The organism is Streptomyces sp. NPDC002888 (assembly GCF_042888465.1).
Lineage (GTDB): Bacteria > Actinomycetota > Actinomycetes > Streptomycetales > Streptomycetaceae > Streptomyces.
This window is the reverse complement of the sequence record NZ_JBIAPU010000024.1, coordinates 20838-44126: the sequence shown is the minus strand read 5'-3', so window position 1 is coordinate 44126 and position 23289 is coordinate 20838. Positions and strand designations below refer to the sequence as shown.

The following is a 23289-nucleotide window of genomic DNA, read 5'->3' as shown; positions in this document are numbered from 1 at the left end:
AAACGTGTCTGCTCCACGCCTCCGGGCGACGCCGCTGCCGGGCATCGGAGTCCAGTACGACCTCGTGACGCGCGAACACCGCCACCTGTCCGTGGTGGCGCACCGGGACGGAACCCGCACGGTGAGCATGTACCGGACCGATGACCCCGACTCCTGCGCCCAGTCGCTGCGGCTGACCGGCGCCGAGGCGGGCTCGCTGATCGACGCGCTGAAGCCGTCGCACCACAGCGCGAGCCTGCTCTACACCACGGACCTGGGACTGGTCGCGGAGCGCGTGGAGGTGGCCGCGGCCTCGCGCTGGAACGGGCGTGTGCTCGGCGACACCCGGATGCGCACGGAGACCGGGGCGTCGGTGGTGGCGGTGCTGCGGCGGGCGGAGGCGATTCCGTCCCCGGCGCCGGACTTCCGGCTGGCGGGCGGTGACATCCTGATCGTGATCGGCACCCGCGAGGGTGTCGACGCGGCCGCCGCGATACTCGGGCGGGAGTGATCGCGTGCACTCCGCGGTCCTGCTGATCGAGTTCGGTTCCATCATCCTCGGCCTCGGCCTGCTCGGCCGGGTCGCCGCCCGTTTCCAGTTCTCGCCCATCCCGCTCTATCTTCTCGCCGGTCTGGCCTTCGGCGAGGGCGGGCTGCTGCCGCTCGGCGCGAGCGAGGAGTTCGTCGCCATCGGCGCCGAGATCGGCGTGATCCTGCTGCTGTTGATGCTCGGCCTGGAGTACTCGGCTAGCGACCTGGTCTCCAACCTCAAGTCCCACTATCCGTCCGGCCTGGTCGACTGCGCGCTCAACGCCCTGCCCGGCGCCGCCGCCGCGCTGCTGCTGGGCTGGGGGCCGGTGGCCGCCGTGGTGCTGGCGGGCGTCACCTGGATCTCGTCGTCCGGGGTCATCGCCAAGGTCCTCGGCGACCTGGGCCGTGTGGGCAACCGTGAGACCCCGGTGATCCTGAGCGTCCTCGTCCTGGAGGACCTGGCGATGGCGGTGTATCTGCCCATCGTCACCGCGCTGGTGGCCGGCGTCTCTCTCGCGGCGGGCAGCGTGACCCTGGCGATCGCGCTGGGCGTCGCGGGCCTGGTGCTGTTCGTGGCGGTGCGCTACGGGCGTGTCATCTCACGGTTCGTCTCGAGCGACGACCCGGAGAAGCTGCTGCTCGTCGTCCTCGGCCTGACGATCCTGGTCGCCGGGGTCGCCCAACAGCTCCAGGTGTCGGCCGCGGTGGGGGCGTTCCTGGTCGGCATCGCGCTGTCCGGGGAGGTCGCCGAGGGCGCGCACACCCTGCTGAGCCCGTTGCGCGACCTGTTCGCCGCGGTGTTCTTCGTCTTCTTCGGGCTGCACACCGACCCGGCGAGCATCCCTCCCGTCCTGCTGCCCGCCCTCGCGCTGGCCGCCGTCACCGCCGCGACGAAGATCGCCACCGGGTACTGGGCGGCACGGCGGGCCGGGATCTCGGTCAAGGGGCGGTGGCGTACGGGCGGTGCGCTGGTGGCACGCGGCGAGTTCTCGATCGTCATCGCCGGGCTGGCCGTCACGGCCGGCATCGAACCGTCCCTGGGGCCGCTGGCCACCGCGTACGTGCTGATCCTCGTCATCGTGGGCCCGCTCACCGCGCGGTACACGGAGCCGATCGCGGCGTGGTGGGGGCGGCGACGCGCGACCGGAACACCGGACGCCGCCTCTCCTGAGCGGGAGAGCGCGGGCGCTCCGGGGGGTACGGGCTCTACGGGCGCTACGGGCTCCACGACCGGAACGCCGGACGGAGCGCAGCCCGCGGAAGCCGCCGGTTCACGCACCCAGTCATCGGTGAACGACTGACACACGCGTGACACCCGGGCGCGGGCGGCACCGACCTGGTCGCCGCCCGCCGCCGCACGCCTCACTCCGCGCCGTCGGGAGCCCACCCCTGGCGGCGCAGGACGGCCGACACGTCCGGGGCCTTGTAGTGCTCCCCCTTGAGGACCTTGCCGTCGGCACGGCGGGCTGTCCGGCCGTCGGGTCCCACCTTGGTCATGTTCGAGCGGTGGATCTCGGCGATCACCGCGTCGAGGTCGATCCCGTGGACCAGGGCAGTGCCGTACGCCACGTAGACCACGTCGGCCAGTTCGTGCGCGAGCCGGTCGAGCGGACCGTCCACCGACACCTCGGCGACCTCCGCGGCCTCCTCCGCCAGCAGCATTGCGCGGTGGGCGGCGAGCGCGGGGGACACCTCCGTGGGCGTACTGCGGGCGTCGAGTCCGAAGGCGAGGTGGAAGGCACGGACCAGGTCGGCGGGCGAGGAGCTCATGCGGCGACTGTAGCGAGCGCCTCTGACAACGCCGTCGCCCCGTCACGGCGAGGGAAGGGCCCTGCGCCGGCACCCCGGCCGCCCCTGGTCAGCAGGCCGTCCCGGCTGGCAGGATCGCGCCCATGTCCAGAATCTTCCCCCGTATCGGCAGGCGCCGGGCCCTCCAGGGTGCGGCCGCCGGTTTCGTCGCTCTCGGGCTGCTGCTGTGGTGGCTGCTGCCACTGGGCGAGGAGCCGCCGAGCGGGACGATCACGGTCATGACGGGGACACCGCGCGGCGTCTACCAGGACTACGGCCGCCGGCTGCGCAACGAACTCGACAAGGACATGCCGGATCTGCAGGTGAGGCTGCAGACCAGCGACGGCTCGCAGGAGAACGTCGCGCGCGTGGCGGCCGGCGAGGCCGACTTCGCGATCACGGCGGCCGACGCGGTGGAGACGTACGAGCTGCAGCACGGCCGCGGCGCCGACCGGCTGCGTGGTGTCGCCCGGCTCTACGACGACTACGTGCAGCTCATCGTGCCACGCGACTCGGCCATCAGGTCCCTGGCGGACCTACAGGGCAAGCGGGTGGCCATAGGGCCGCCCGAGTCCGGCGTGCGCCTGATCGCCGACCGGCTCCTCGGCGCGGTGGGCATCGACGCGGAGAAGGACATCGAGCCGGAGGCAGACGGCATCGGCACCGCGCCCGGCCGGCTGCAGCGGGGCGAGATCGACGCGTTCTTCTGGTCGGGAGGGCTGCCGACCGCAGGTGTGAAGGAGCTCGCCAACAGCTTCGCCTTCCGGTTCGTACCGATCGACGCCGCCGTCGTCGCGAAGCTGCACAAGGAGGGCGACGCCACGCGCTACTACCGGGCCACCAACATGCCGGAGTCGGCCTATCCCGCCATCCAGAACGGCCTCTCCGTGCCGACGATGGCGGTGTCCAACCTGCTGATCACCCGCGCGGACGTGGACCCCCGGCTCACCGAGTGGGTGACCCGCACCGTGATCAGGAGCCGGGACGGCATCGGCCAGCACGTCCACTCCGCACAGCTCGTCGACCTGCGCACGGCGATCTACACCGACCCGCTCCAGCTGCACAAGGGCGCCCGGCGTTACTACCGCTCCGTGAAGCCGTAGGGCCACCGCGCCCTGCGCAGCACCGCGGCTCAGGCCACGGGCGCCGACCTCGGCACGGTCACCGTCACCCGCAGCCCGTGCGGTTCGTTGTGGCCGTACGCGATGGAGCCGCCGCCCGCGGCGAGCAGGGTCCGGGAGATGGACAGGCCAAGGCCGGAGCCCTTGATGTTCTGGTGGTGGCCGCTGCGCCAGAAGCGGTCGCCGATACGGGCCAGCTCCTCTTCGGTGAGGCCCGGACCGTGATCGGTGACGACGACGGTCGAGGTCGTGCCGTTGGACGCGACGCCCACCGCGACGCTCTCGCCCTCGGGCGTGAACTTCACCGCGTTGTCGATCACCGCGTCCAGGGCGCTGGACAGCGTGACCGGGTCGGCCCAGGCGGTGGTGGGCGGACAGGTGCCCACCAGTCGTACGCCCTTGGCGTCGGCGGTGGGCGCCCAGGCCGCGACGCGCTCGGCGGTCAGCGCGCCGATGTCGGTGATCCGCAGGTCGGCTTCGGTGTGCTCGGCCAGCGCCAGATCGAGCAGGTCGTCCAGAACCTGCGCGAGGCGCTTGCCCTCGGTCTGGACGGAGGCGATCTCCTCGTTGCCCTCGGGGAGTTCGAGAGCGAGGAGCTCGATGCGCAGCAGCAGCGCCGAGAGCGGGTTGCGCAGCTGGTGCGAGGCGTCGGCGACGAAGGCGCGCTGCTGCTCCAGCACGTCCTCGACGTTGTCCGCCATCTCGTTGAACGACCGGGCCAGCCGCCGAAGTTCCGGCGGTCCACTCGCCACCGCGACCCGGGACTTCAGGCGACCGCTCTCGATCGCGTGGGTCGTGGCGTCCAGCACGCGTACGGGTTTGAGCACCCATCCGGTCAGCCGGAGCGCGGCGCCCACGGCGAGCAGCATCGCGGCGATCTCACCCGCCCCGATGACCAGCCAGCCCTGCAGGATCCGCGAACGCATCTGCCCGGTGGGCGAGTCGGTGACGACGACCGCGACGACGTCGCCGTCCCGGATGACGGGCGAGGCGACGATGAGACGGCCACGCTGCCAGGGCCACACCTGCTTGGGGTCGTGGCTGCGACGGCTGAGGAACGCCTCGTCGAAAGCGTCCCGCACCTCCCCCTCTTCGGGGAGGTACCAGTCCGTCGGTGCGTGAGCCATGGGCGTGTCACTGCGGTAGAAGACACCGGCGCGAATGCCGTAGACCTCGTAGTAGCTGATCAGTTCGCGGCTCAGGGTCTCGCGGCGCTCGTCCGTAGGCGTGCCGGCGGACTCGCTGGGCGTGTCGGTGACGAACTGGGCGAGGGCCGCGAACCGCGCGGTGTCGTCGATCCGGTCGACGACCACCTTCTGTTGCTGCGCCCCGGCCACGCTGACGGCCAGCGGGATACCCAAAGCGAGCAGCACGGCCGCCATCAGGACGATGAGCAGCGGCAGCAGACGTGTGCGCAAGCCGTTTCCGCCCTATCCCCGCTCACCTGTGTTCATCGGACGCCACTGCCTTCCCTCCGACCCGATCCGCCGGACAGACCCTACGCAGCCGGGGCGACGAGCCGGTAGCCCACGCCCCGCACGGTCTCGATCAGGGCCGGCATACGCAGCTTGGCCCGCAGGGACGCGACATGCACCTCCAGGGTGCGCCCCGTCCCCTCCCAGCTGGTGCGCCACACCTCGCTGATGATCTGCTCCCGACGGAAGACCACCCCGGGCCGCTGGGCGAGCAGGGCAAGGAGGTCGAACTCCTTGCGGGTCAGTTGGACAACCGAACCGTCCACCGTGACCTGGCGCGTCGGCAGCTCTATGAGCATGGAGCCGAGACGCAGCGCGGTTTCGACGGCCGCCGCGGGGTCCTCCTGGACGGTGCGCCGGCTGACGGCGTGGATCCGGGCGAGCAGTTCCCCGGTGTCGTACGGCTTCACCACGTAGTCGTCGGCGCCGAGGTTGAGGCCGTGAATGCGGGAGCGCACATCGGACCGCGCGGTGACCATGATCACCGGGGTGGCGGTGCGCTTGCGGATCTTGCCGCAGACCTCGTAGCCGTCCTGATCGGGCAGGCCCAGGTCGAGGAGGACGACTCCGAAGCCGGGGCCTTCCGGGATCAGCGCCTGGAGGGCCTCCTCGCCGCTGCGGGCATGGGTGACGTCGAAGCCGTGCCGTTTCAGGACCGCGGACAGAGCCGCGGCGACGTGGTTGTCGTCCTCGACGAGGAGCAGTCGCATCCCGGCCCCCTCCGATTCATCAGCCGTATGGTGTCGTTATGTACAAAACGCGTGCACGCGCGCGCGTGCACCATGGCAGTCACGCTGATTCAGGACGACGCCGTCAAGTGGGTTCCGGTTCCGGGCGACTTCCGTTATCCGGCCGATACGCGCGCTGATTGCGCCCAGGTCACAAGTGCTACGACACGTGTCCGATTGCTATCGGATCGTGATGCTCAGATTCCCCTCAGATGTAATGACGCTGGTCGTACAGGGTCACTACTGTCCTGCGAAACCGAGGAGGACGGAGCCCGAGCGATGACCAAAGTATCGGTGGCCAAGGAGGACGCGGCCCCTACCGGAGACCTGGTCGTCCTGAAGAGCGTCAACAAGCACTTCGGCGCGTTGCACGTTCTCCAGGACATCGAGCTGACGATCACACGCGGTGAGGTGGTCGTAGTCATCGGACCCTCCGGGTCCGGTAAGTCCACCCTTTGCCGCACCATCAACCGCCTGGAGACCATCGACTCCGGTGCGATCGCGATCGACGGCAGGCCCCTGCCCGATGAGGGCAAGGAGCTGGCCCGGCTGCGTGCCGACGTCGGCATGGTGTTCCAGTCGTTCAACCTGTTCGCGCACAAGACCGTGCTCGAGAACGTGATGCTGGGGCAGATCAAGGTCCGCAAGACCGACAAGAAGAAGGCCGAGGAGAAGGCACGCGCCCTGCTCGACCGGGTCGGCGTGGCAACCCAGGCCGACAAGTACCCCGCGCAGCTCTCCGGCGGCCAGCAGCAGCGCGTCGCCATCGCGCGCGCCCTGGCCATGGACCCGAAGGTCATGCTCTTCGACGAGCCGACGTCGGCGCTCGACCCGGAGATGATCAACGAGGTGCTGGAGGTCATGCAGCAGCTCGCCCGAGAGGGCATGACCATGGTCGTCGTCACGCACGAGATGGGCTTCGCACGTTCGGCCGCAAACCGCGTGGTGTTCATGGCGGACGGCAAGATCGTCGAACAGGCTGCGCCCGACCAGTTCTTCAGCAACCCGCGCAGCGACCGTGCCAAGGACTTCCTTTCGAAGATCCTTCACCACTGACGGCGCACCTCGCGCCCACCCTGTCGACCTGCGTCACCCGCTCCTGACGGACCGGATCGTCACCACTCAAAGGATGTTCATCATGAAGCTCCGCAAGGTCACCGCCGCCTCGGCCGCCGTACTCGCGCTGGCCGTGACCGCCACCGCGTGTGGGTCCGACGACAAGGACAACAGCGGCTCCTCCGGTGGTGGCAAGACAATCACCGTCGGCATCAAGTTCGACCAGCCCGGCATCGGCCAGAAGACCCCGCAGGGCTACGCCGGCTTCGACGTCGACGTCGCCACGTACGTCGCGAAGAAGCTGGGCTACAACGCGGACCAGATCGAGTGGAAGGAGTCGAAGAGCGCCGACCGCGAGACCATGCTGCAGCGCGGTGACGTCGACTTCATCGCCGCCTCCTACTCGATCAACCCGGAGCGCGAGAAGAAGGTCGACTTCGCCGGCCCGTACCTCCTCGCCCACCAGGACGTCCTGCTCCGCGCCGACGACACCAAGATCAAGTCACCGGCGGACCTCAACAAGGCGAAGCTGTGTTCCGTGACCGGCTCGACCTCGGCGCAGAACGTCAAGGACAAGCTGGCCCCCGACGCCAACCTGCTGAAGTACCCGACGTACTCGGCCTGCCTGACGGGTCTGCAGAACAAGGCCATCGACGCGCTCACCACGGACGACTCGATCCTCGCCGGCTACGCGTCCCAGGAGCAGTTCAAGGGCAAGTTCAAGCTCGGCGGCTTCAAGATGACCAACGAGAACTACGGCATCGGCGTCAAGAAGGGCAGCGACCTCAAGGCCAAGATCAACAAGGCCCTTGAGGAGATGGTCGCCGACAAGTCCTGGCAGAAGGCCGTGGACAAGAACTTCGGTCCGGCCGGCTACAAGAACGAGCCCGCGCCGAAGATCGGCGACGTCAAGAGCTGAGTCAGCGCCCGACTGGTGCGCCGCCCGGTGAGGGCGGCGCATCGGGGCCAACCCACACGCGGAAGCGCGGGAGATCGTGTTCGACTTTCTTGAAGGTTACGACCTGCTGGGCGCCTTCTGGGTGACGGTGCAGCTCACGCTGCTCTCGGCCGTCGGCTCCCTGGTCTGGGGAACGATGCTGGCGGCCATGCGCGTCGGCCCGGTGCCCCTGATGCGCGGCTTCGGCGCCGCCTACGTCAACATCGTGCGGAACATCCCGCTGACGGTGATCATCCTCTTCACCTCGCTGGGCCTGAACCAGACGCTCAGCATCTCGCTCGGCGGCGGGGACGACTTCGACACCATCAACTTCCGGCTCGCCGTACTGGGTCTGATCGTCTACACCTCGGCGTTCGTCTGCGAGGCGATCCGCTCCGGCATCAATACGGTCCCGGTCGGCCAGGCCGAGGCGGCCCGCGCGGTGGGGCTGAACTTCACCCAGGTCCTGACGCTGATCGTGCTCCCCCAGGCGTTCCGCTCGGTGGTCGGCCCACTGACAAACGTCCTCATCGCCCTGACCAAGAACACCACGGTCGCCGCCGCGATCGGCGTGGCAGAGGCGGCCCTGCTGATGAAGGACATGATCGAGAACGAGGCAGAGCTCCTCCTGATCGCCGCGATCTTCGCGTTCGGCTTCGTCTGCCTGACGCTGCCGACCGGCCTGATCCTCGGCTGGGTGGGCAAGAAGGTGGCGGTGAAGCGATGAGTTCGGTCCTGTACGACGCCCAAGGGCCCCGGGCCAAGCGGCGCAACGTCCTCTTCACGGTCCTGTTCCTGGCCGCCCTCGCCGCAGTGCTGTGGTGGGTCTACAAGAGCCTGGATGACAAGGGCCAGCTCGAGTGGGCGAAGTGGGAGCCCTTCACCAAGTCCGAGGCATGGACGACGTATCTCCTGCCCGGCCTGAAGAACACGCTGATCGCGGCGGCCCTGGCGATGGTCATCGCGCTCCCGCTGGGCGCCGTCTTCGGAATCGCGCGGATGTCCGACCACGCGTGGGTCAGGATCCCGGCCGGGGTGATCGTGGAGTTCTTCCGCGCCATCCCGGTGCTGATCCTGATGATCTTCGGTGTGGCCCTGTACTCGCAGTACACCGACATCAGCTCGGACGACCGTCCTCTGTACGCCGTCGTCACCGGCCTGGTCCTCTACAACGCCTCGGTGCTCGCGGAGATCGTCCGCGCCGGCATCCTCGCCCTGCCGAAGGGGCAGACGGAGGCCGCGCAGGCGATCGGTCTGCGCAAGATCCAGACCATGACGTCGATCCTGCTCCCGCAGGCGGTCACCGCGATGCTCCCGGCGATCGTCAGCCAGCTCGTCGTGATCGTGAAGGACACCGCCCTCGGCGGCGCGGTCCTCACCTTCGCGGAGCTGCTGGGCTCGGTCTCCCCGATGAGCTCGTACTACGGCGCGAACACCATCGCGAGCTTCACGGTCGTGGCGCTGATCTACATTGCGATCAACTTCGCCATAACCACGTTCGCGGGCTGGCTGGAGGCACGACTGCGACGCGGCAAGAAGTCGACCGGCGCTGTGCTCAAGGCAGACGACGCGGCGGTAGGGGGAACCTTCGGAACCGGAGCAGGCGGAGCCAACGCCTGACGGACGTTCACCCGGCAGGCACACGTAGGGCAGTGGCGTGATCGCCACTGCCCTTCGTCGCTTGACGCGGGAACCGGCAATGGGTTGCATACGTTCTGTGATCGTGCACCCTGCTCCAACCCTCTGTTCACCCACGTCCCCGACGACGACACCACAGGCAGGGGGCCCCACACCGTGGACCCGGTGATCATCGTCGGAGCCGGCCCCGTCGGGCTCACGCTCGCCCTGGCCCTGGCGCGCCAGGAGGTTCCGTCGGTCGTTCTCGACGAGGGGCCGGGCAAGGACGAGCCGCGGCTCGCGCGCACGGTCGTGCTGCGTGAGGACACCACCGCGCTGTTGGAACGGCTGACCGGCGTTCCGCTCGCCGAGGCCGGGGTGCGTTGGGCCGGATGGCGGTCGATGCGGCGCAGGCAGGTGATGCGCGAGGTCACGTTCGACGACACCGAACCGGCCCCCCTGCACATCGCCCAGCACGTGGTGACCGGCGTCCTGCGCGCGGCCCTCGTGGGCGAGCGGCGCGTCAAGGTCGCCGTGGACAGCCGCCTCGACTCCGTCGAGCAGGAACCTTCAGGCGTCAACGCCCACACCCGCGGCGCCAAGGGCACCTGGTGGCGGGGCAGTTACCTGGTCGGCTGCGACGGCCCCCGCTCGACCGTGCGCAAGCTGTTGGACATCCGCTTTCCCGGCCGTACGGCGGTGGAGCGGCACGCGGTGGCCGCGCTGCGCACGGAACTTCCCTGGACCGACCAGGCGTTGCTCCACCGGATGCCGCCGTGGCGGACGTCCGGCCCCTCCGCCGGGGAGATCACCGGCCGCCCGCTCCCGGACGGCGTCTGGCGCCTGGACTGGCTGCTCCCGCCCGGCAAGGACCTGGTCACGCCCGAGCTGCTGGTGGCCCGCGTCCGCGAGACCCTCGCCGGCTGGAGCGACGGTCCGACACCGCCGTACGAGCTCCTCGACACCGGCGTCCACACCGTGCATCACCGGCTGGCCCGCCGCTGGCGCGAGGGCCGGGTCTTCCTCGCCGGGGACGCGGCGCACCTGCTGGGCACGCTCGGCACCCAGGGGCTCGACGAGGGCCTCAGGGACGCCGACAACCTCGCCTGGAAGCTGGCCGCGGCCTGGCACCACGGTCCGCACGAGGGGCTCCTCGACAGCTACCAGACGGAGCGGCGCGCGCTGGTCTCCGCCCGGCTGCGCGCCGCCGACCAGGCGTTGCCCTTGCTGCGCGGTGGCGGGGGCCTGCGCGCGTACGTCCCGGGCTCGGCCCGCGGCCACGACGCGCTGCTCACCGACGGTCACCTCGGCCGCGGCCCGCTGGGTACGCCCGGTACATACGCCGACTCCCCGCTCGCACCCCTGCATCTGGAGGCGGAGGTCCCGGTGGACACGCCGCCCGGCGCCCCGGTCGAGGACGTACGGGTGACGGCGGAGGACGGCTCCTTCGTACGGCTGCGGGACCGGCTCGGGCGCGGCGCGCTGCTCGTCGTCCTGATCGCGCCGGGCACGGGGGTGTGGGAGCGCAGGCACTGGGTGTCCGCGGGGATCATGCCCCGGCTCGCTGCGGCGGTGACGGCCCTGCCGCATCCCGCCGAACTGCTGGTCGCGGAGAGCTACCCGGGCGCTGCCGCCCACACCGTCCTCCTCGTCCGGCCCGACGGCCACCTGGTCACGGCGCTGAACGGGGTGCGTCCGGCCGACCTGTACGCGGCGGCGGAGGCGACGCTGGGCGGACCGGTGAAGGCGGCGGCTGCGGCTGGCTCCGGGGCGAAGTAGGCGGACTCCGGGGCGAAGGAGGCGAAGTATTCGCACAGGCTGTCACCTTGCGGTCCACATGGTGACAGTGAGTTGACCGGTCTGCACCGTCATGGTGTACTCCGGAGCGTGACCGACACCAATGTGCGCCTGTGGCGGAGGGTCCATATGGACCTCGTCCGCTATGCGGGCTGCGTGTGTCGGCCGTCCTGCTGAATTCGCATCCCTTCCTTCCCGCGCGCGTCGCCCTCTGCTGTCGCGCGCTCCCACGCGAACGCTCATCAGGACGGTGCTGTGTCTCTCTCCGCGTCTCTTCCTGCTTCCGGGTCTGCCTCCGGGGCCGTCTCGCCCTCCGTGTCCGCCCCCGCCGCCGCACCCACCCAGACGGACCTCCTCGACTTCGTTCGGCGTACGGCTGCCGACGCCGAGCTGATCTCCTCGCTTCCCCTCGACCCCGACGGCCGTACCTGGGTGCGTCTCGAAGGTCCGGGCGGTAGCGAGGCCTGGCTGATCGGCTGGCCGCCCGGCACGGGCACGGGCTGGCACGACCACGCCGACTCGGTGGGTGCCTTCCTCACCGCGCAGGGTGAGTTGAAGGAGAACTCGCTCGCGGCTCGGCTGCCCACCGACGGCTGGAGGACCCTGGAGCTGGCGGACGGCGTCGACCGGGAACGCCGACTGTCGCCCGGCAAGGGCCGTGCCTTCGGACGCCACCACGTCCACGAGGTCCTCAACGAGTCCAGCGACCGGCACGCCATCTCTGTCCACGCCTACTACCCGCCCCTGCCGCAGATCCGCCGCTACAGCCGTACGGGCCAGGTGCTGCGGCTGGAGCAGGTGGAGCGTCCGGAGGACTGGCAATAAGACGACCGGCAGTAAGAGGGATGGAGTCAGTGCGTTTCCTGAACGCGATGGACGCCCCCGTGCGTCCCCCGAGTTCAGGGCTCACACATTCCCCCCGAAGGAACCCCGGGGCCTACTGGCCCCTGGCCCAGCCCTAGTCATCGAGGAACTCCGTGTCCTCGCCCTCCTCCTCCAGCGCCTGCCGGACCACCCGCAGGGCCATGCCCTCGGAGTAGCCCTTGCGGGCGAGCATGCCCGCGAGGCGACGCAGGCGCTTGTCACGGTCGAGGCCACGGGTGGCACGCAGCTTGCGGGCGACCAGCTCGCGTGCGGTCGCCTCCTCCTGCTCGGAGTGCAACTGGGCGACGGCCTCGTCGATCAACCCGGGGTCGACGCCTTTGGTCCGCAGTTCCCGGGCGAGTGCGCGCCGGGCCAGCCCTCGGCCGTGGTGCCGGGACTCCACCCAGGCGTCGGCGAAGGCACTGTCATTGATCAGCCCGACCTCCTCGAACCGTGACAGCACCTCCTCGGTGACGTCGTCCGGGATCTCCCGCTTACGCAGGGCGTCCTCGAGCTGCTTGCGGGTGCGCGGGGTCCCGGTGAGCAGGCGCAGACAGATCGCCCGCGCCCGCTCAGCCGGGTCCCCTGGAGGTGCCCCCTGCTCGGCCCTCGACGAGGAGAGGGCACCTCCGTCTTCACCGGACGGCTCTCCGAAGCCACGGCGACGGCGCCCGCGCCCACCTGGCCCACCGCGAGAACCGCCCTCGCCACGTCGCGCGCGACCGCCCCGGCGCCGACCGTCACCGTCCGCGCCCTCTTGGTGGGGGTCGCCGTCGTCTCCGCGGTAGGAGCCGCCGCCCTGCCATCCGTCGTCGCTGTGGGACGAGCCGCCGTCCGGCCACCCGTCATCGCCGCGGTACGAGCCTCCGCCCGGCGGGCCCTCGCCGTCCCGGGCGAAGCCCCCGTCGCCCTCCTCCGGCCCCGGCTGCCCCGGGGCGCCGGAGTAGGTGTACTCGGCCCAGTCGGTTCGTCGCGTCACGGATCAGCTCTTGGTAGCAGCGGCCTTGGTCTTGGCGGCCTTGGCCGCCGCGGGGGCGGGCACCGCCTTCGCGGCCTCGTCCGCGGCACCGGCCGTGGAGACCGCCGCGTCCGCACCCGGCTCGGCGGGCGTCTCCTGGGGACGTACGCCGACGCCCAGCTTCTCCTTGATCTTCTTCTCGATCTCGTTGGCCAGGTCGGGGTTGTCCTTCAGGAAGTTGCGCGCGTTCTCCTTGCCCTGGCCGAGCTGGTCGCCCTCGTACGTGTACCAGGCGCCGGCCTTGCGGACGAAGCCGTTCTCCACGCCCATGTCGATCAGGCCGCCCTCACGGCTGATGCCGTGGCCGTAGAGGATGTCGAACTCGGCCTGCTTGAAGGGCGGCGCGACCTTGTTCTTGACGACCTTGACGCGGGTGCGGTTGCCGACCGCGTCGGTGCCGTCCTTCAGCGTCTCGATGCGACGGATGTCGAGCCGCACCGAGGCGTAGAACTTCAGCGCACGCCCACCGGTCGTGGTCTCCGGGGAGCCGAACATCACGCCGATCTTTTCGCGGAGCTGGTTGATGAAGATCGCGGTGGTCTTGGACTGGTTGAGCGCGCTGGTGATCTTCCGCAGGGCCTGGCTCATCAGGCGGGCCTGGAGACCCACGTGCGAGTCGCCCATCTCGCCCTCGATCTCCGCGCGGGGGACGAGCGCCGCGACGGAGTCGATGACGATGAGGTCGAGGGCGCCGGAGCGGACCAGCATGTCCACGATCTCCAGGGCCTGCTCGCCGTTGTCCGGCTGGGAGAGGATCAGGTTGTCGATGTCGACGCCGAGCTTCTTCGCGTACTCGGGGTCGAGGGCGTGCTCCGCGTCCACGAAGGCGACCTGGCCACCGGCCTTCTGTGCGTTCGCCACCGCGTGCAGGGTCAGGGTCGTCTTACCGGAGGACTCCGGTCCGTAGACCTCGACGACGCGGCCGCGCGGCAGGCCGCCGACGCCGAGGGCCACGTCGAGCGCGGTCGACCCGGTCGGGATGACCTCGATGGGCTCGTTCGGCCGCTCGCCCATGCGCATGACCGCGCCCTTGCCGAATTGCCGTTCAATCTGTGCGAGCGCGGCATCCAGGGCCTTCTCGCGGTCGGTACCTGCCATGGGTTCCACCCGATTTGCTTGAGTCGATCGCTTCACGTCAAAGACGCTAACGCCTGCCACTGACAATGCGCCTCGACGCTGGTCCGGCCTGTGGATAACTCGGTCGCTTCTCCACCGAAACCGGGTCGAAACGCCCTGCGAGAGCCTCGCCGGAGCCTCCATAAGAACGGATGTTCGATTTTTGTGTCAAGCGCACCACGCGGCACATCCGAGACTACGCTCGCGGCCCGACAAGGGGCCTGACGCCCGGCCAGGGGCGCTGACGGAGCGCCTACTTCCGCCGGCGTACCGCGTCCGCCTCCAGCCGTACGACGACAGCGCACGGCCGTTCCCGAGAGGCTCGCTCCATGGACGACGTGAGGACATCCCAGGTGAGCCGCGGAACGGTCCGCCCTCGATCAGTGGTCGGCGGACGGACAGCCGGTGCCGCGCCGCCCCCGCTCGTGGACCGTCTCTGTCGTGCGACCGGCCTCCTCCTGACCCTCTCCGGCCTCGCCCATCTGCTGGTGTTCGCCGTGGACGGCGGTCCGTGGGACGGGCCCGTCTCCTGGCGCAAGCCGGTGACCTTCGGGCTCTCCTTCGGGGTGACGCTCCTCGCGGTCGCCTGGGTCACGTCGTATCTGCGCGTCGGACGACGGCTGCGCGCCGCGCTGCTCGCGGTGTTCGCCGCCGACTGTGTGGTGGAGGTCGGCGGCATCACCCTCCAGGCCTGGCGCCGGGTGCCCTCGCACCTCGACATGGAGACGCCCTTCGACACGGCGGTGTCCATGACCCTCGCGGTGGGCGGCGGTGTCCTCGTCGTGGTGCTCACCGTGTTCGCGGTCACGTCCTTCCGGCACCGGCCCACGGGCCCCGCGGGAATGGCGCTCGCGGTGCGTTCCGGGTTCGCGATCCTGTTGGTGGCACTGGCCTCGGGCGCGGCGATGATCGCGCGCGGCGTGGTGCTCACCCGCACCGGTCACCAGGAGGCCGCCTATCACTCGACGGCCCCGCTCAAGCCGCTGCACGGCGTGAGCCTGCACGCTGTGCTGGTGCTGCCAGCGCTGGCCTGGCTGCTGTCCCGCACGTCCTGGAGCGGGACGACACAGCGGCGGATCCTGGCCGGGGCGGTCGTCTGCTACGCGGCTGCGGTCGCCGCGGCCGGCGTATGGGCTGCCCTGACGTACTGAAGCGGCAGGCGCGCCGCGGCCGCTCCCCCGGTCAGGAGGAGTCCTCCCCCGACCCGGCCGACCGCCGCTTCTCGAAGAGGCGCCGCGCGCGCGTGAGCAGGTTCTTCCCCGTCCCCCGGAGGCGGTGGCCGTGCACGCGGGGATCGTCCGTGACGGCGTACCGCTTCACGTACACCCCGAGGAACGCCTGGAGCGTGGCGACCGCCGGGATGGCGATCAGCGCGCCGACCGCGCCCAGGAGGGCGGTTCCCGCGATGACCGACCCGAAGGCGACGGCGGGGTGGATGTCGACGGTCTTCGAGGTGAGCTTGGGCTGCAGCATGTAGTTCTCGAACTGCTGGTAGATCACCACGAAGATCAGCACCCACAGCGCGTACCAGGGATTGACCGTGAAGGCGATCAGCATGGGCAGGGCGCCCGCGAGATAGGTGCCGATGGTGGGGATGAACTGCGAGACCACGCCCACCCACAGGGCGAGCACGGGCGCGTAGGGGATGCCCAGCGCCTGGAGGAGTACGTAGTGCGCCAGGGCCGAGATCAGTGCCATCAGCCCGCGCGAGTACAGATAGCCACCGGTCTTGTCGACGGCGATCTCCCACGCCCGCAGCACCTCGGCCTGCCGGCTGGGCGGCAGCACGGAGCACAGCGTGCGCCGCAGCCGCGGTCCGTCGGCGGCGAAATAGAACGAGAACAGCGCGATGGTCAGCAGCTGGAAGAGGCCGCCCAGGACCTGCGCGGACACGTCGAGGACACCGGTGGCGCTGTTCTGGACGTACTTTCTCAGCCAGTCGGAGTGCAGCAGGCTTTCCTGGATGTCGACGCGTCTGAGGTTGGTGTGGAACGTCGTGTTGACCCAGTTGATGACGGAGTCGAGGTACTCGGGGAAGCCCTCGATCATCTTGATGATCTGCCCGGCGAGCATCGAGCCGAGCAGCGTGACGAATCCGGCGAGGACGACCAGCAGTCCCAGGAAGACCAGGAAGGTGGCGAACCCCCGGCGCATGCCGTGAGCGGCCAGCCTGCTCACCGCGGGCTCGATGGCGAGGGCCAGGAAGAACGCGATGAGGATGTTGATCAGCAGCCCGACGAGCTGGTGGAAGGCCCAAGTGCCGAGTTGGAACGCGGCGATGAGCGCGAGCGCGAGCACCATGGCACGCGGCAGCCAGCTCGGCATGCCGGCGTCCGGCACGGCGCCGTCGGCCGGGGGCCTGTCGGGCGGCGTCGTGCCGGAGGAGGATGCGTGCTGGGCGACCTGCCCGGTCTCGTCAGTGGGTGCCACGGTCCAAGTCTCGCCCACTCCTCTGACAATCGGTCGACGCGGGGCGATCTTCGTGACAGATCAGCGCTTCTCCTGCGGAACGTTCATCACCGTGCAGACCACACGCCACACGTCCTTGGTGTCCCAGCCCGACGCCAGCGCCTCCTGCACCGTGCGCCCGCCGAGCTCGGACATCACGTGATCGCGCGCGAAGGTTTCGGCGTATCCCGCGCCGAATTGCTCCGCCATCCGCTGCCAGAAGACCGTCAACCGCATGACATCAGTATCCCGCCCCTGAGAGTGGGCCCGAGCCGGGACCCCCTGTCGAGACCGCTTTCCGCCCTACGGTCTGACGCATGGCCGAAACCGGAGCATCCCCACTCCCTCCTACGCCCCCGGCGCACTCCCCGCTCTTCCGCGCCGAACACTTCGTCTGGCTCACCGCGCGCGTGCTGGAACAGCGCCTCTTCGCCCACCACTTCCTCAACGGCGGCGCCGACCCGGTGGAGACGGCACTGGACGCCTACCGCAACGCCGACGGCGGGTACGGCCACGCGCTGGAACCCGACCTGCGCGGCCCGGTCAGCCAGCCGCTCCACACCGCTCACGCCCTGCGCGTCCTGGACGCCGTCGGACGCTGCGGCGGGCAGCGCGTGGAGCGCGTGTGCCGCTATCTCACCTCCGTCTCCACGCCGGACGGCGCCCTGCCGGCGATCCATCCCGGCCAGCGCGGATACCCGGCGGCGCCCTTCATCCCGATCGTGGACGATCCACCCGGCGAACTCCTCGCCACCGGTCCGGTGGTGGGCCTGCTGCACCGCAACGAGGTGTGGCACGCCTGGCTCTTCCGGGCCACGGACTTCTGCTGGCAGCGCGTCGAGTCGCTGAAGCAGTCCCACCCCTACGAGATCGAGGCCGCGGTGGCCTTCCTGGACTCCGCCCCCGACCGCTCCCGCGCGGAGGCCGCCGCCGACCGCCTGGGCCGTCTGGTGCGCGAACACCGCCTCGCGGCGCTGGACCCGGACGACCTGGACGCGTACCCGGTCGCGCCCGGCTACGCCCCCGGCGAGCACCACTTCCCGCACGACTACGCCAGGACACCCAGTTCCCTCGCGCGCGCGTGGTTCACGGACGCCGAGATCACCCGCTCCCTGGACTTCCTGGCGAGTGAGCAGCAGGAGGACGGCGGCTGGCCGATCCGCTGGCGCCAGTGGGCCCCGGGCACCGCCCTGGAGGCCCGCCCGAGGGTCACGATCGAGGCACTGCGCACCCTGAGGGCCTACGGCCGCGCCATCGGCTGACCCACGCGTCAGCCACTCATGGGCGACGACGCGCTCCGTGTCCGTCAAGCCGACGAGAGGGCCGCGTCTCAGCCACATCGACGGGAGTGCCGCCGACGAACGGGAGCGGGCCGCGGTGGTGCGTCGCAGCCCGTCGCGTAGCTGGTCCCAGTACCGCCCCACTGTGGCAACGAGCAGAGGGGCACGACAGGCGACCGGCTCGACGCACCACCGCGGCCCCGACCCACGACGAACACAAGCGAGCCGCCCCGCACCCACACCACACCCACACCCACACCCACACCCAAGCCGCACCCACTCACCCCAGCCGACCACTCCACCCCCCCCCACCGAAGCGAACCCGCAGGTCAACGCGATTGTCAGTGCCCGGGTGCACGATGGACACATGGTCAGCTCCGCACACCGAGCCCTAGACGGCTTCTCCCCCGCGACCCGCGGCTGGTTCACGGGGGCCTTCTCCGCGCCCACCGCGGCCCAGTCCGGCGCGTGGCAGGCCATCCGCGAGGGCTCGGACGTGCTGGTGGTCGCCCCGACCGGCTCCGGCAAGACCCTCGCCGCCTTCCTCGCCGCCCTGGACCAGCTCGCCTCCACCCCACCCCCCGCCGACCCCAGGAAGCGCTGCCGCGTCCTGTACGTCTCCCCGCTCAAGGCCCTGGCCGTGGACGTCGAGCGCAACCTCCGCAGCCCCCTGACCGGCATCCGCCAGGAATCCGTCCGTCTGGACCTCCCCGAACCCGAGGTCAAGGTCGGCATCCGCTCAGGCGACACTCCCGCCGCCGAGCGCCGCGCGCTGTCCACCCGCCCCCCGGACATCCTGATCACGACCCCCGAGTCCCTGTTCCTGATGCTGACCTCGGCCACGCGTGACGCGCTGACCGGCATCGAGACGGTGATCCTCGACGAGGTCCACGCCGTAGCGGGCACCAAGCGCGGCGCCCACCTCGCCCTCTCCCTGGAGCGCCTGGACGAGCTCCTCCCGAAGCCGGCCCGCCGCATCGGCCTCTCCGCCACCGTGCGCCCCGTCGACGAGGTCGCCCGCTACCTCTCCCCGCGCCGCAAGGTGGAGATCGTCCAGCCGAAGTCGGGCAAGGAGTTCGACCTCTCGGTCGTCGTCCCGGTCGAGGACCTGGGCGAACTCGGCGGCTCCCCGGCCGCCGACAGCTCCGACGGCTCCACCGGCTCCGAGCGCCCGTCGATCTGGCCGCACGTCGAGGAGCGCATCACCGACCTCGTCCAGGCCCACCGCTCCACGATCGTCTTCGCGAACTCCCGCCGTCTCGCGGAACGCCTCTGCAACCGCCTGAACGAGATCGCCTACGAGCGGGCCACCGGCGAACCCCTCGACGAGCACCACGCGCCGGCCGAGCTCATGGGCGGCTCGGGCGCCGCCCAGGGCGCCCCGACGGTCATCGCGCGCGCCCACCACGGCTCGGTCTCCAAGGAGCAGCGCGCCCTTGTCGAGGAGGACCTCAAAGCGGGCCGGCTCCCCGCCGTCGTCGCGACCTCCAGCCTGGAGCTCGGCATCGACATGGGCGCCGTCGACCTCGTCGTCCAGGTCGAGTCCCCGCCCTCCGTGGCCTCCGGCCTCCAACGCGTCGGCCGCGCGGGCCACCAGGTCGGCGCGGTCTCCACGGGCGTGGTCTTCCCGAAGTACCGGGGCGACCTCGTCCAGGCGGCCGTGGTCACGGAGCGCATGCGCACGGGTTCGATCGAGTCCCTCAGGGTCCCCGCCAACCCCCTCGACGTGCTGGCCCAGCAACTCGTCGCCATGACGGCACTGGACACCTGGCAGTTCGACGACCTGCTCGCCATGGTCCGCCGCGCCGCCCCCTTCGCCTCGCTCCCGGAATCCGCCTTCACGGCCGTCCTCGACATGCTGGCCGGCCGCTACCCCTCCGACGCGTTCGCGGAGCTGCGCCCGCGTGTGGTGTGGGACCGCGTCGCCGGCACGGTCACCGGCCGCCCCGGCGCCCAGCGCCTCGCCGTCACCTCCGGCGGCACGATCCCCGACCGCGGTCTCTTCGGGGTCTTCCTCGCCGGCGCCGACCCCAAGAAGGGCGGCGGCCGCGTCGGCGAGCTCGACGAGGAGATGGTCTACGAGTCGCGCGTCGGGGACGTTTTCACGCTCGGCACCAGCTCCTGGCGCATCGAGGACATCACGCGCGACCGTGTCCTGGTCTCCCCCGCGCCGGGCGTCCCCGGCCGGCTCCCCTTCTGGAAGGGCGACCAGCTGGGCCGCCCCCTCGAACTGGGTCGCGCGGTGGGCGCGTTCCTGCGCGAGGTCGGCTCCCTGAGCAAGGAGGACGCCCGCCTGCGTCTGCTGACGGCGGGCCTGGACACGTGGGCGGCGGACAACGTCCTGTCGTACCTGGACGAGCAGCGAGAGGCCTGCGGCCACATCCCGGACGACCGCACGATCGTCGTGGAGCGGTTCCGTGACGAGCTCGGCGACTGGCGGGTCGTCGTGCACTCCCCCTTCGGCGCCCAGGTCCACGCCCCGTGGGCGCTCGCCCTCGGCGCCAAGCTCTCCGAGCGGTACGGCATGGACGCCCAGGTCATGCACGCCGACGACGGCATCGTCCTGCGCCTGCCCGACGCCGACCTGATGGGCCTGGAGCTGCTCGACCAGGAACCGGCGAAGATCGGCAGGGAGTACGACGCGGACCAAGCCCCCGTGGGCGCGGCGGACGTCGTCTTCGACAAGGGCGAGGTCGACCAGGTGGTCACCGATCAGGTCGGCGGTTCGGCCCTGTTCGCGTCCCGCTTCCGCGAGTGCGCCGCCCGCGCGCTGCTGCTGCCGCGCCGCAGCCCCGGCAAGCGCACACCCCTCTGGCAGCAGCGCCAGCGCGCCGCCCAACTGTTGCAGGTGGCCAGCGAGTTCGGGTCGTTCCCGATCGTCCTGGAAGCGGTCCGCGAGTGCCTCCAGGACGTCTTCGACGTACCCGGACTCGTCGAGCTGATGGGCGACCTGGAATCCCGCAAGGTGCGCCTCGTCGAGGTCACCACCCCCGAGCCCTCCCCCTTCGCGCGCTCCCTCCTCTTCGGGTACGTCGCCCAGTTCCTCTACGAGGGAGACTCCCCGCTCGCCGAACGCCGCGCCGCCGCCCTCTCCCTGGACTCACGGCTGCTGGCCGAGCTGCTCGGCCAGGCGGAGCTGCGCGAGCTGCTCGACGCCGAGGTGCTGACCGACCTGGAGCGGGAACTCCAGTGGCTCACCGAGGACCGCCGCGTCAAGGACGCCGAAGGCGTCGCCGACCTGCTGCGCCTCCTGGGCCCGCTCACGGACGCCGAGCTGGCCGAGCGGGGCGCCGAGCCGCAGTGGGCGCAGGAGCTGGCCGCCGCCCGCCGCGCGATCCGCGTCCGTATCGCCGGCGCCGACCACTGGGCGGCGATCGAGGACGCGGGCCGCCTGCGCGACGCGCTCGGCACGGCGCTGCCGGTCGGCGTCCCGGAAGCGTTCACCGAGCCCGTGAAGGACCCGCTCGGCGACCTCCTCGCGCGCTACGCCCGCACCCACGGCCCGTTCACGTCGGCCACAGCGGCGACCCGCTTCGGCCTGGGCGTCGCGGTCACCGAGGGCGCGCTCCAGCGGCTCGCGGCGAGCGGCCGTGTCGTCCAGGGCGAGTTCCACCCCGCCGGCATCGGCCAGGAGTGGTGTGACGCGGCCGTGCTTCGCCGGCTGCGCCGTCGCTCCCTCGCCGCCCTCCGCCACGAACTGGAACCGGTGCCCCCGGCCGCGCTCGCCCAGTTCCTCCCGCAGTGGCAGCACATCGGAAAGGGCCACTCCCTGCGCGGCGTCGACGGACTGGTCCGCGCCATCGAACAGTTGCAGGGCGCGTCCGTGCCCGCCTCCGCCCTGGAGAAGCTCGTCCTGCCGTCCCGCGTCAGGGACTACACCCCGGCGATGCTCGACGAGCTGACCGCTGCCGGAGAGGTGGTGTGGGCCGGGGCGGGCGCGCTCCCCGGCAAGGACGGCTGGGTCTCGCTGTACGTGGCGGACGCGGCCCCACTGCTCCTGCCGCCCCCGCACCCCTTGGAGCTCACCGCCCTCCACCAGTCCGTCCTGGACGCCCTCAGCGGGGGGTACGGTCTGTTCTTCCGCCAGATCGCCGACCAGGTCCGCGCCACCACACACCCCGACGCCACGGATCCCCAACTGGCCGATGCCCTCTGGGACCTGGCCTGGTCCGGCCGGCTCACCAACGACACTCTCGCGCCGATGCGCTCCCTCCTGGGCTCGGGCCGCACCGCGGGCTCCACGGCCCACCGGGCCAAGCGCACGGTCCCGCGCGGCCGCTACGGCTCCCTGACCGCCGCCGCACGCCCCACGTCCCGCAGCGGCCCACCCACCGTCGCCGGCCGCTGGTCGCTGCTCCCGCGGCGCGAGCCGGACACCACCGTGCGCGCCCACGCGCTGGCCCGCACCCTCCTCGACCGGCATGGCGTGGTGACCCGGGGAGCGGTCTCCGCCGAGGGCGTCGAGGGCGGGTTCTCGGCGACGTACCGCATCCTGTCCGCCTTCGAGGAGACCGGTCAGGCCCGGCGGGGCTATGTGGTGGAGGGGCTCGGCGCCGCACAGTTCGCGATGGACGGCGCCGTGGACCGCCTCCGCGCGGTCGCCAACGCCCGAGACCGGGGCGACGCACCGCCCTCCACCTTCGGAAACGGCACCCCTGACGGCTACGGCTCACCCGACGGCTTCGACCGGCCGGACGCCGTCGGTACCCCCGACAGCTACGGCCGGCCCGACGCCGTCCGTAAGCCCGACGACCACGGGCGCCCCGACGGCCTCGGCACCCCCGACGCCTACGGCCGACCCGACGCCTTCGGCACCCCGTCGCCCGACCACACCGGCTCCCCCACCGACTGGCGCGCGTCCGACGCCGCCTCCGGCAACCCGGCGTACGACTTCCCCGACCTCGACGGCGATTTCCTGGACGGCCCCATCGCACCGGGCGGCGCCCACTTCTCGCCCCAGGACCGCCCCGCGCCGGGCGACTACGTCTCCCCCCGGGACCATGCCCGCCCGGCGTCCCAGCAGCCCCAAGCCTTCCCCCCGCACCGCACGCGCCCCACCCCCGCGTCCCGAGCCGTCGTGCTCGCCGCGGCCGACCCCGCGAACGCGTACGGCGCGGCCCTCCCCTGGCCCGAGCCGCCGACCGGTGCCGGGCACAAGCCGGGCCGCAAGGCGGGTTCCTTGGTGGTGCTCGTCGACGGCGAACTGGCCCTCTACATGGAGCGCGGCGGCAAGACACTCCTGGCCTGGCCCGCCGAACCCGACACCACCGCCACGCAGGACCCACGCCTGCAGGCGGCCGCGGAGGCCCTCGCAGCAGCCGCACGCGCGGGTTCCCTCGGCACGGTCACGGTGGAGCGCGTCAACGGCGCCTCGGCCCTGACGTCCCCCATCGGCACCCTCCTGGAAGGAACGGGCTTCATCGCGACCCCGCGCGGCCTGCGCCTACGGGCGTGACCTTCCGACCCCCGGCCCTTGCGCCCGCCCTTGCGTCCGGCCCTCGCGCCCGGCCCTTGCGCGCCCCGCGTGCCACTCT

General features: G+C 71.2%; 20 protein-coding genes. 13 read left to right on the top strand and 7 right to left on the bottom strand.

Annotation, left to right across the window (positions count from 1 at the left end):
• Positions 1–4 precede the first annotated feature (4 nt).
• Positions 5–490 (top strand): cation:proton antiporter regulatory subunit, encoded by a 486-nt coding sequence (locus tag ACFYWX_RS33100; RefSeq protein ID WP_389428464.1) that lies wholly within the window; start codon positions 5–7, stop codon positions 488–490.
• A gap of 4 nt (positions 491–494) precedes the next feature.
• Positions 495–1811 (top strand): cation:proton antiporter, encoded by a 1317-nt coding sequence (locus ACFYWX_RS33095; protein ID WP_389428462.1) that lies wholly within the window; start codon positions 495–497, stop codon positions 1809–1811.
• A 61-nt stretch (positions 1812–1872) separates the two neighbouring features.
• On the opposite strand, the gene ACFYWX_RS33090 is transcribed toward ACFYWX_RS33095, so the two are convergent.
• Positions 1873–2280: a MazG nucleotide pyrophosphohydrolase domain-containing protein gene (locus ACFYWX_RS33090; RefSeq protein ID WP_389428460.1), complete on the bottom strand. Its 408-nt coding sequence runs from the start codon at positions 2278–2280 to the stop codon at positions 1873–1875.
• 122 nt (positions 2281–2402) lie between these two features.
• On the opposite strand from ACFYWX_RS33090, the gene ACFYWX_RS33085 reads away from it, so the two are divergent.
• Positions 2403–3401, top strand: coding sequence for a TAXI family TRAP transporter solute-binding subunit (locus tag ACFYWX_RS33085; protein ID WP_389428458.1), 999 nt, complete (start codon positions 2403–2405; stop codon positions 3399–3401).
• Positions 3402–3430: 29 nt separating this feature from the next.
• Here the strand turns inward: ACFYWX_RS33085 and ACFYWX_RS33080 are convergent, their stop codons facing one another.
• Both ACFYWX_RS33080 and ACFYWX_RS33075 read right to left on the bottom strand, forming a co-directional pair.
• Complete coding sequence (locus ACFYWX_RS33080) at positions 3431–4837, bottom strand: ATP-binding protein (RefSeq protein WP_389428457.1); 1407 nt, start codon at positions 4835–4837, stop codon at positions 3431–3433.
• Positions 4838–4917: 80 nt separating this feature from the next.
• Positions 4918–5604 (bottom strand): response regulator transcription factor, encoded by a 687-nt coding sequence (locus ACFYWX_RS33075; RefSeq protein WP_389428455.1) that lies wholly within the window; start codon positions 5602–5604, stop codon positions 4918–4920.
• A 297-nt stretch (positions 5605–5901) separates the two neighbouring features.
• Here ACFYWX_RS33075 and ACFYWX_RS33070 point away from each other — a divergent pair, with 297 nt between their 5' ends.
• The 7 genes from ACFYWX_RS33070 to ACFYWX_RS33040 all read left to right on the top strand — a co-directional run bounded on the left by ACFYWX_RS33070 (position 5902) and on the right by ACFYWX_RS33040 (position 11854).
• Entirely contained in the window at positions 5902–6678 is a 777-nt protein-coding gene (locus tag ACFYWX_RS33070) for an amino acid ABC transporter ATP-binding protein (RefSeq protein WP_389428453.1), read from the top strand.
• Positions 6679–6760: 82 nt separating this feature from the next.
• The gene (locus ACFYWX_RS33065) at positions 6761–7597 is read left to right on the top strand and encodes a glutamate ABC transporter substrate-binding protein (RefSeq protein ID WP_389428451.1); all 837 of its coding nucleotides are present in this window, start codon (positions 6761–6763) and stop codon (positions 7595–7597) included.
• A 76-nt stretch (positions 7598–7673) separates the two neighbouring features.
• Positions 7674–8342, top strand: coding sequence for an amino acid ABC transporter permease (locus ACFYWX_RS33060; RefSeq protein ID WP_389428449.1), 669 nt, complete (start codon positions 7674–7676; stop codon positions 8340–8342).
• Positions 8339–9235, top strand: coding sequence for an amino acid ABC transporter permease (locus ACFYWX_RS33055; protein WP_389428447.1), 897 nt, complete (start codon positions 8339–8341; stop codon positions 9233–9235). Before ACFYWX_RS33060 ends, ACFYWX_RS33055 begins: the two co-directional genes overlap by 4 nt.
• Positions 9236–9409: 174 nt before the next feature.
• On the top strand, positions 9410–11011 hold the full coding sequence (locus ACFYWX_RS33050; protein ID WP_389428445.1) for an FAD-dependent monooxygenase: 1602 nt from the start codon (positions 9410–9412) through the stop codon (positions 11009–11011).
• 108 nt (positions 11012–11119) lie between these two features.
• The gene (locus ACFYWX_RS33045; RefSeq protein WP_319285218.1) at positions 11120–11206 is read left to right on the top strand and encodes a putative leader peptide; all 87 of its coding nucleotides are present in this window, start codon (positions 11120–11122) and stop codon (positions 11204–11206) included.
• Between the two features lie 138 nt (positions 11207–11344).
• Positions 11345–11854 carry a cysteine dioxygenase gene (locus ACFYWX_RS33040; RefSeq protein WP_389428443.1) on the top strand — a complete coding sequence of 170 codons (510 nt, stop codon included), beginning with the start codon at positions 11345–11347 and terminating at the stop codon, positions 11852–11854.
• 133 nt (positions 11855–11987) lie between these two features.
• Here ACFYWX_RS33040 and recX read toward each other — a convergent pair whose 3' ends face one another.
• Positions 11988–12872, bottom strand: a complete 885-nt coding sequence (gene recX / locus ACFYWX_RS33035; protein ID WP_389428441.1) for a recombination regulator RecX — start codon at positions 12870–12872, stop codon at positions 11988–11990.
• 3 nt (positions 12873–12875) lie between these two features.
• Positions 12876–14009, bottom strand: coding sequence for a recombinase RecA (recA, locus tag ACFYWX_RS33030; protein WP_389428439.1), 1134 nt, complete (start codon positions 14007–14009; stop codon positions 12876–12878).
• Between the two features lie 443 nt (positions 14010–14452).
• Here recA and ACFYWX_RS33025 point away from each other — a divergent pair, with 443 nt between their 5' ends.
• A complete protein-coding gene (locus tag ACFYWX_RS33025; protein WP_389428611.1) occupies positions 14453–15178 on the top strand; it encodes a hypothetical protein in 726 nt (241 codons plus the stop codon).
• 31 nt (positions 15179–15209) lie between these two features.
• On the opposite strand, the gene ACFYWX_RS33020 is transcribed toward ACFYWX_RS33025, so the two are convergent.
• Together ACFYWX_RS33020 and ACFYWX_RS33015 are read right to left on the bottom strand one after the other, a co-directional pair.
• Positions 15210–16457, bottom strand: coding sequence for an AI-2E family transporter (locus ACFYWX_RS33020; protein ID WP_389428437.1), 1248 nt, complete (start codon positions 16455–16457; stop codon positions 15210–15212).
• A 60-nt stretch (positions 16458–16517) separates the two neighbouring features.
• Positions 16518–16712 carry a DUF3046 domain-containing protein gene (locus ACFYWX_RS33015; protein WP_389428435.1) on the bottom strand — a complete coding sequence of 65 codons (195 nt, stop codon included), beginning with the start codon at positions 16710–16712 and terminating at the stop codon, positions 16518–16520.
• An 80-nt stretch (positions 16713–16792) separates the two neighbouring features.
• On the opposite strand from ACFYWX_RS33015, the gene ACFYWX_RS33010 reads away from it, so the two are divergent.
• Together ACFYWX_RS33010 and ACFYWX_RS33005 are read left to right on the top strand one after the other, a co-directional pair.
• Positions 16793–17737 carry a hypothetical protein gene (locus tag ACFYWX_RS33010; protein WP_389428433.1) on the top strand — a complete coding sequence of 315 codons (945 nt, stop codon included), beginning with the start codon at positions 16793–16795 and terminating at the stop codon, positions 17735–17737.
• A 385-nt stretch (positions 17738–18122) separates the two neighbouring features.
• The gene (locus ACFYWX_RS33005) at positions 18123–23210 is read left to right on the top strand and encodes an ATP-dependent helicase (protein WP_389428432.1); all 5088 of its coding nucleotides are present in this window, start codon (positions 18123–18125) and stop codon (positions 23208–23210) included.
• The last annotated feature ends 79 nt before the right edge of the window (positions 23211–23289 follow it).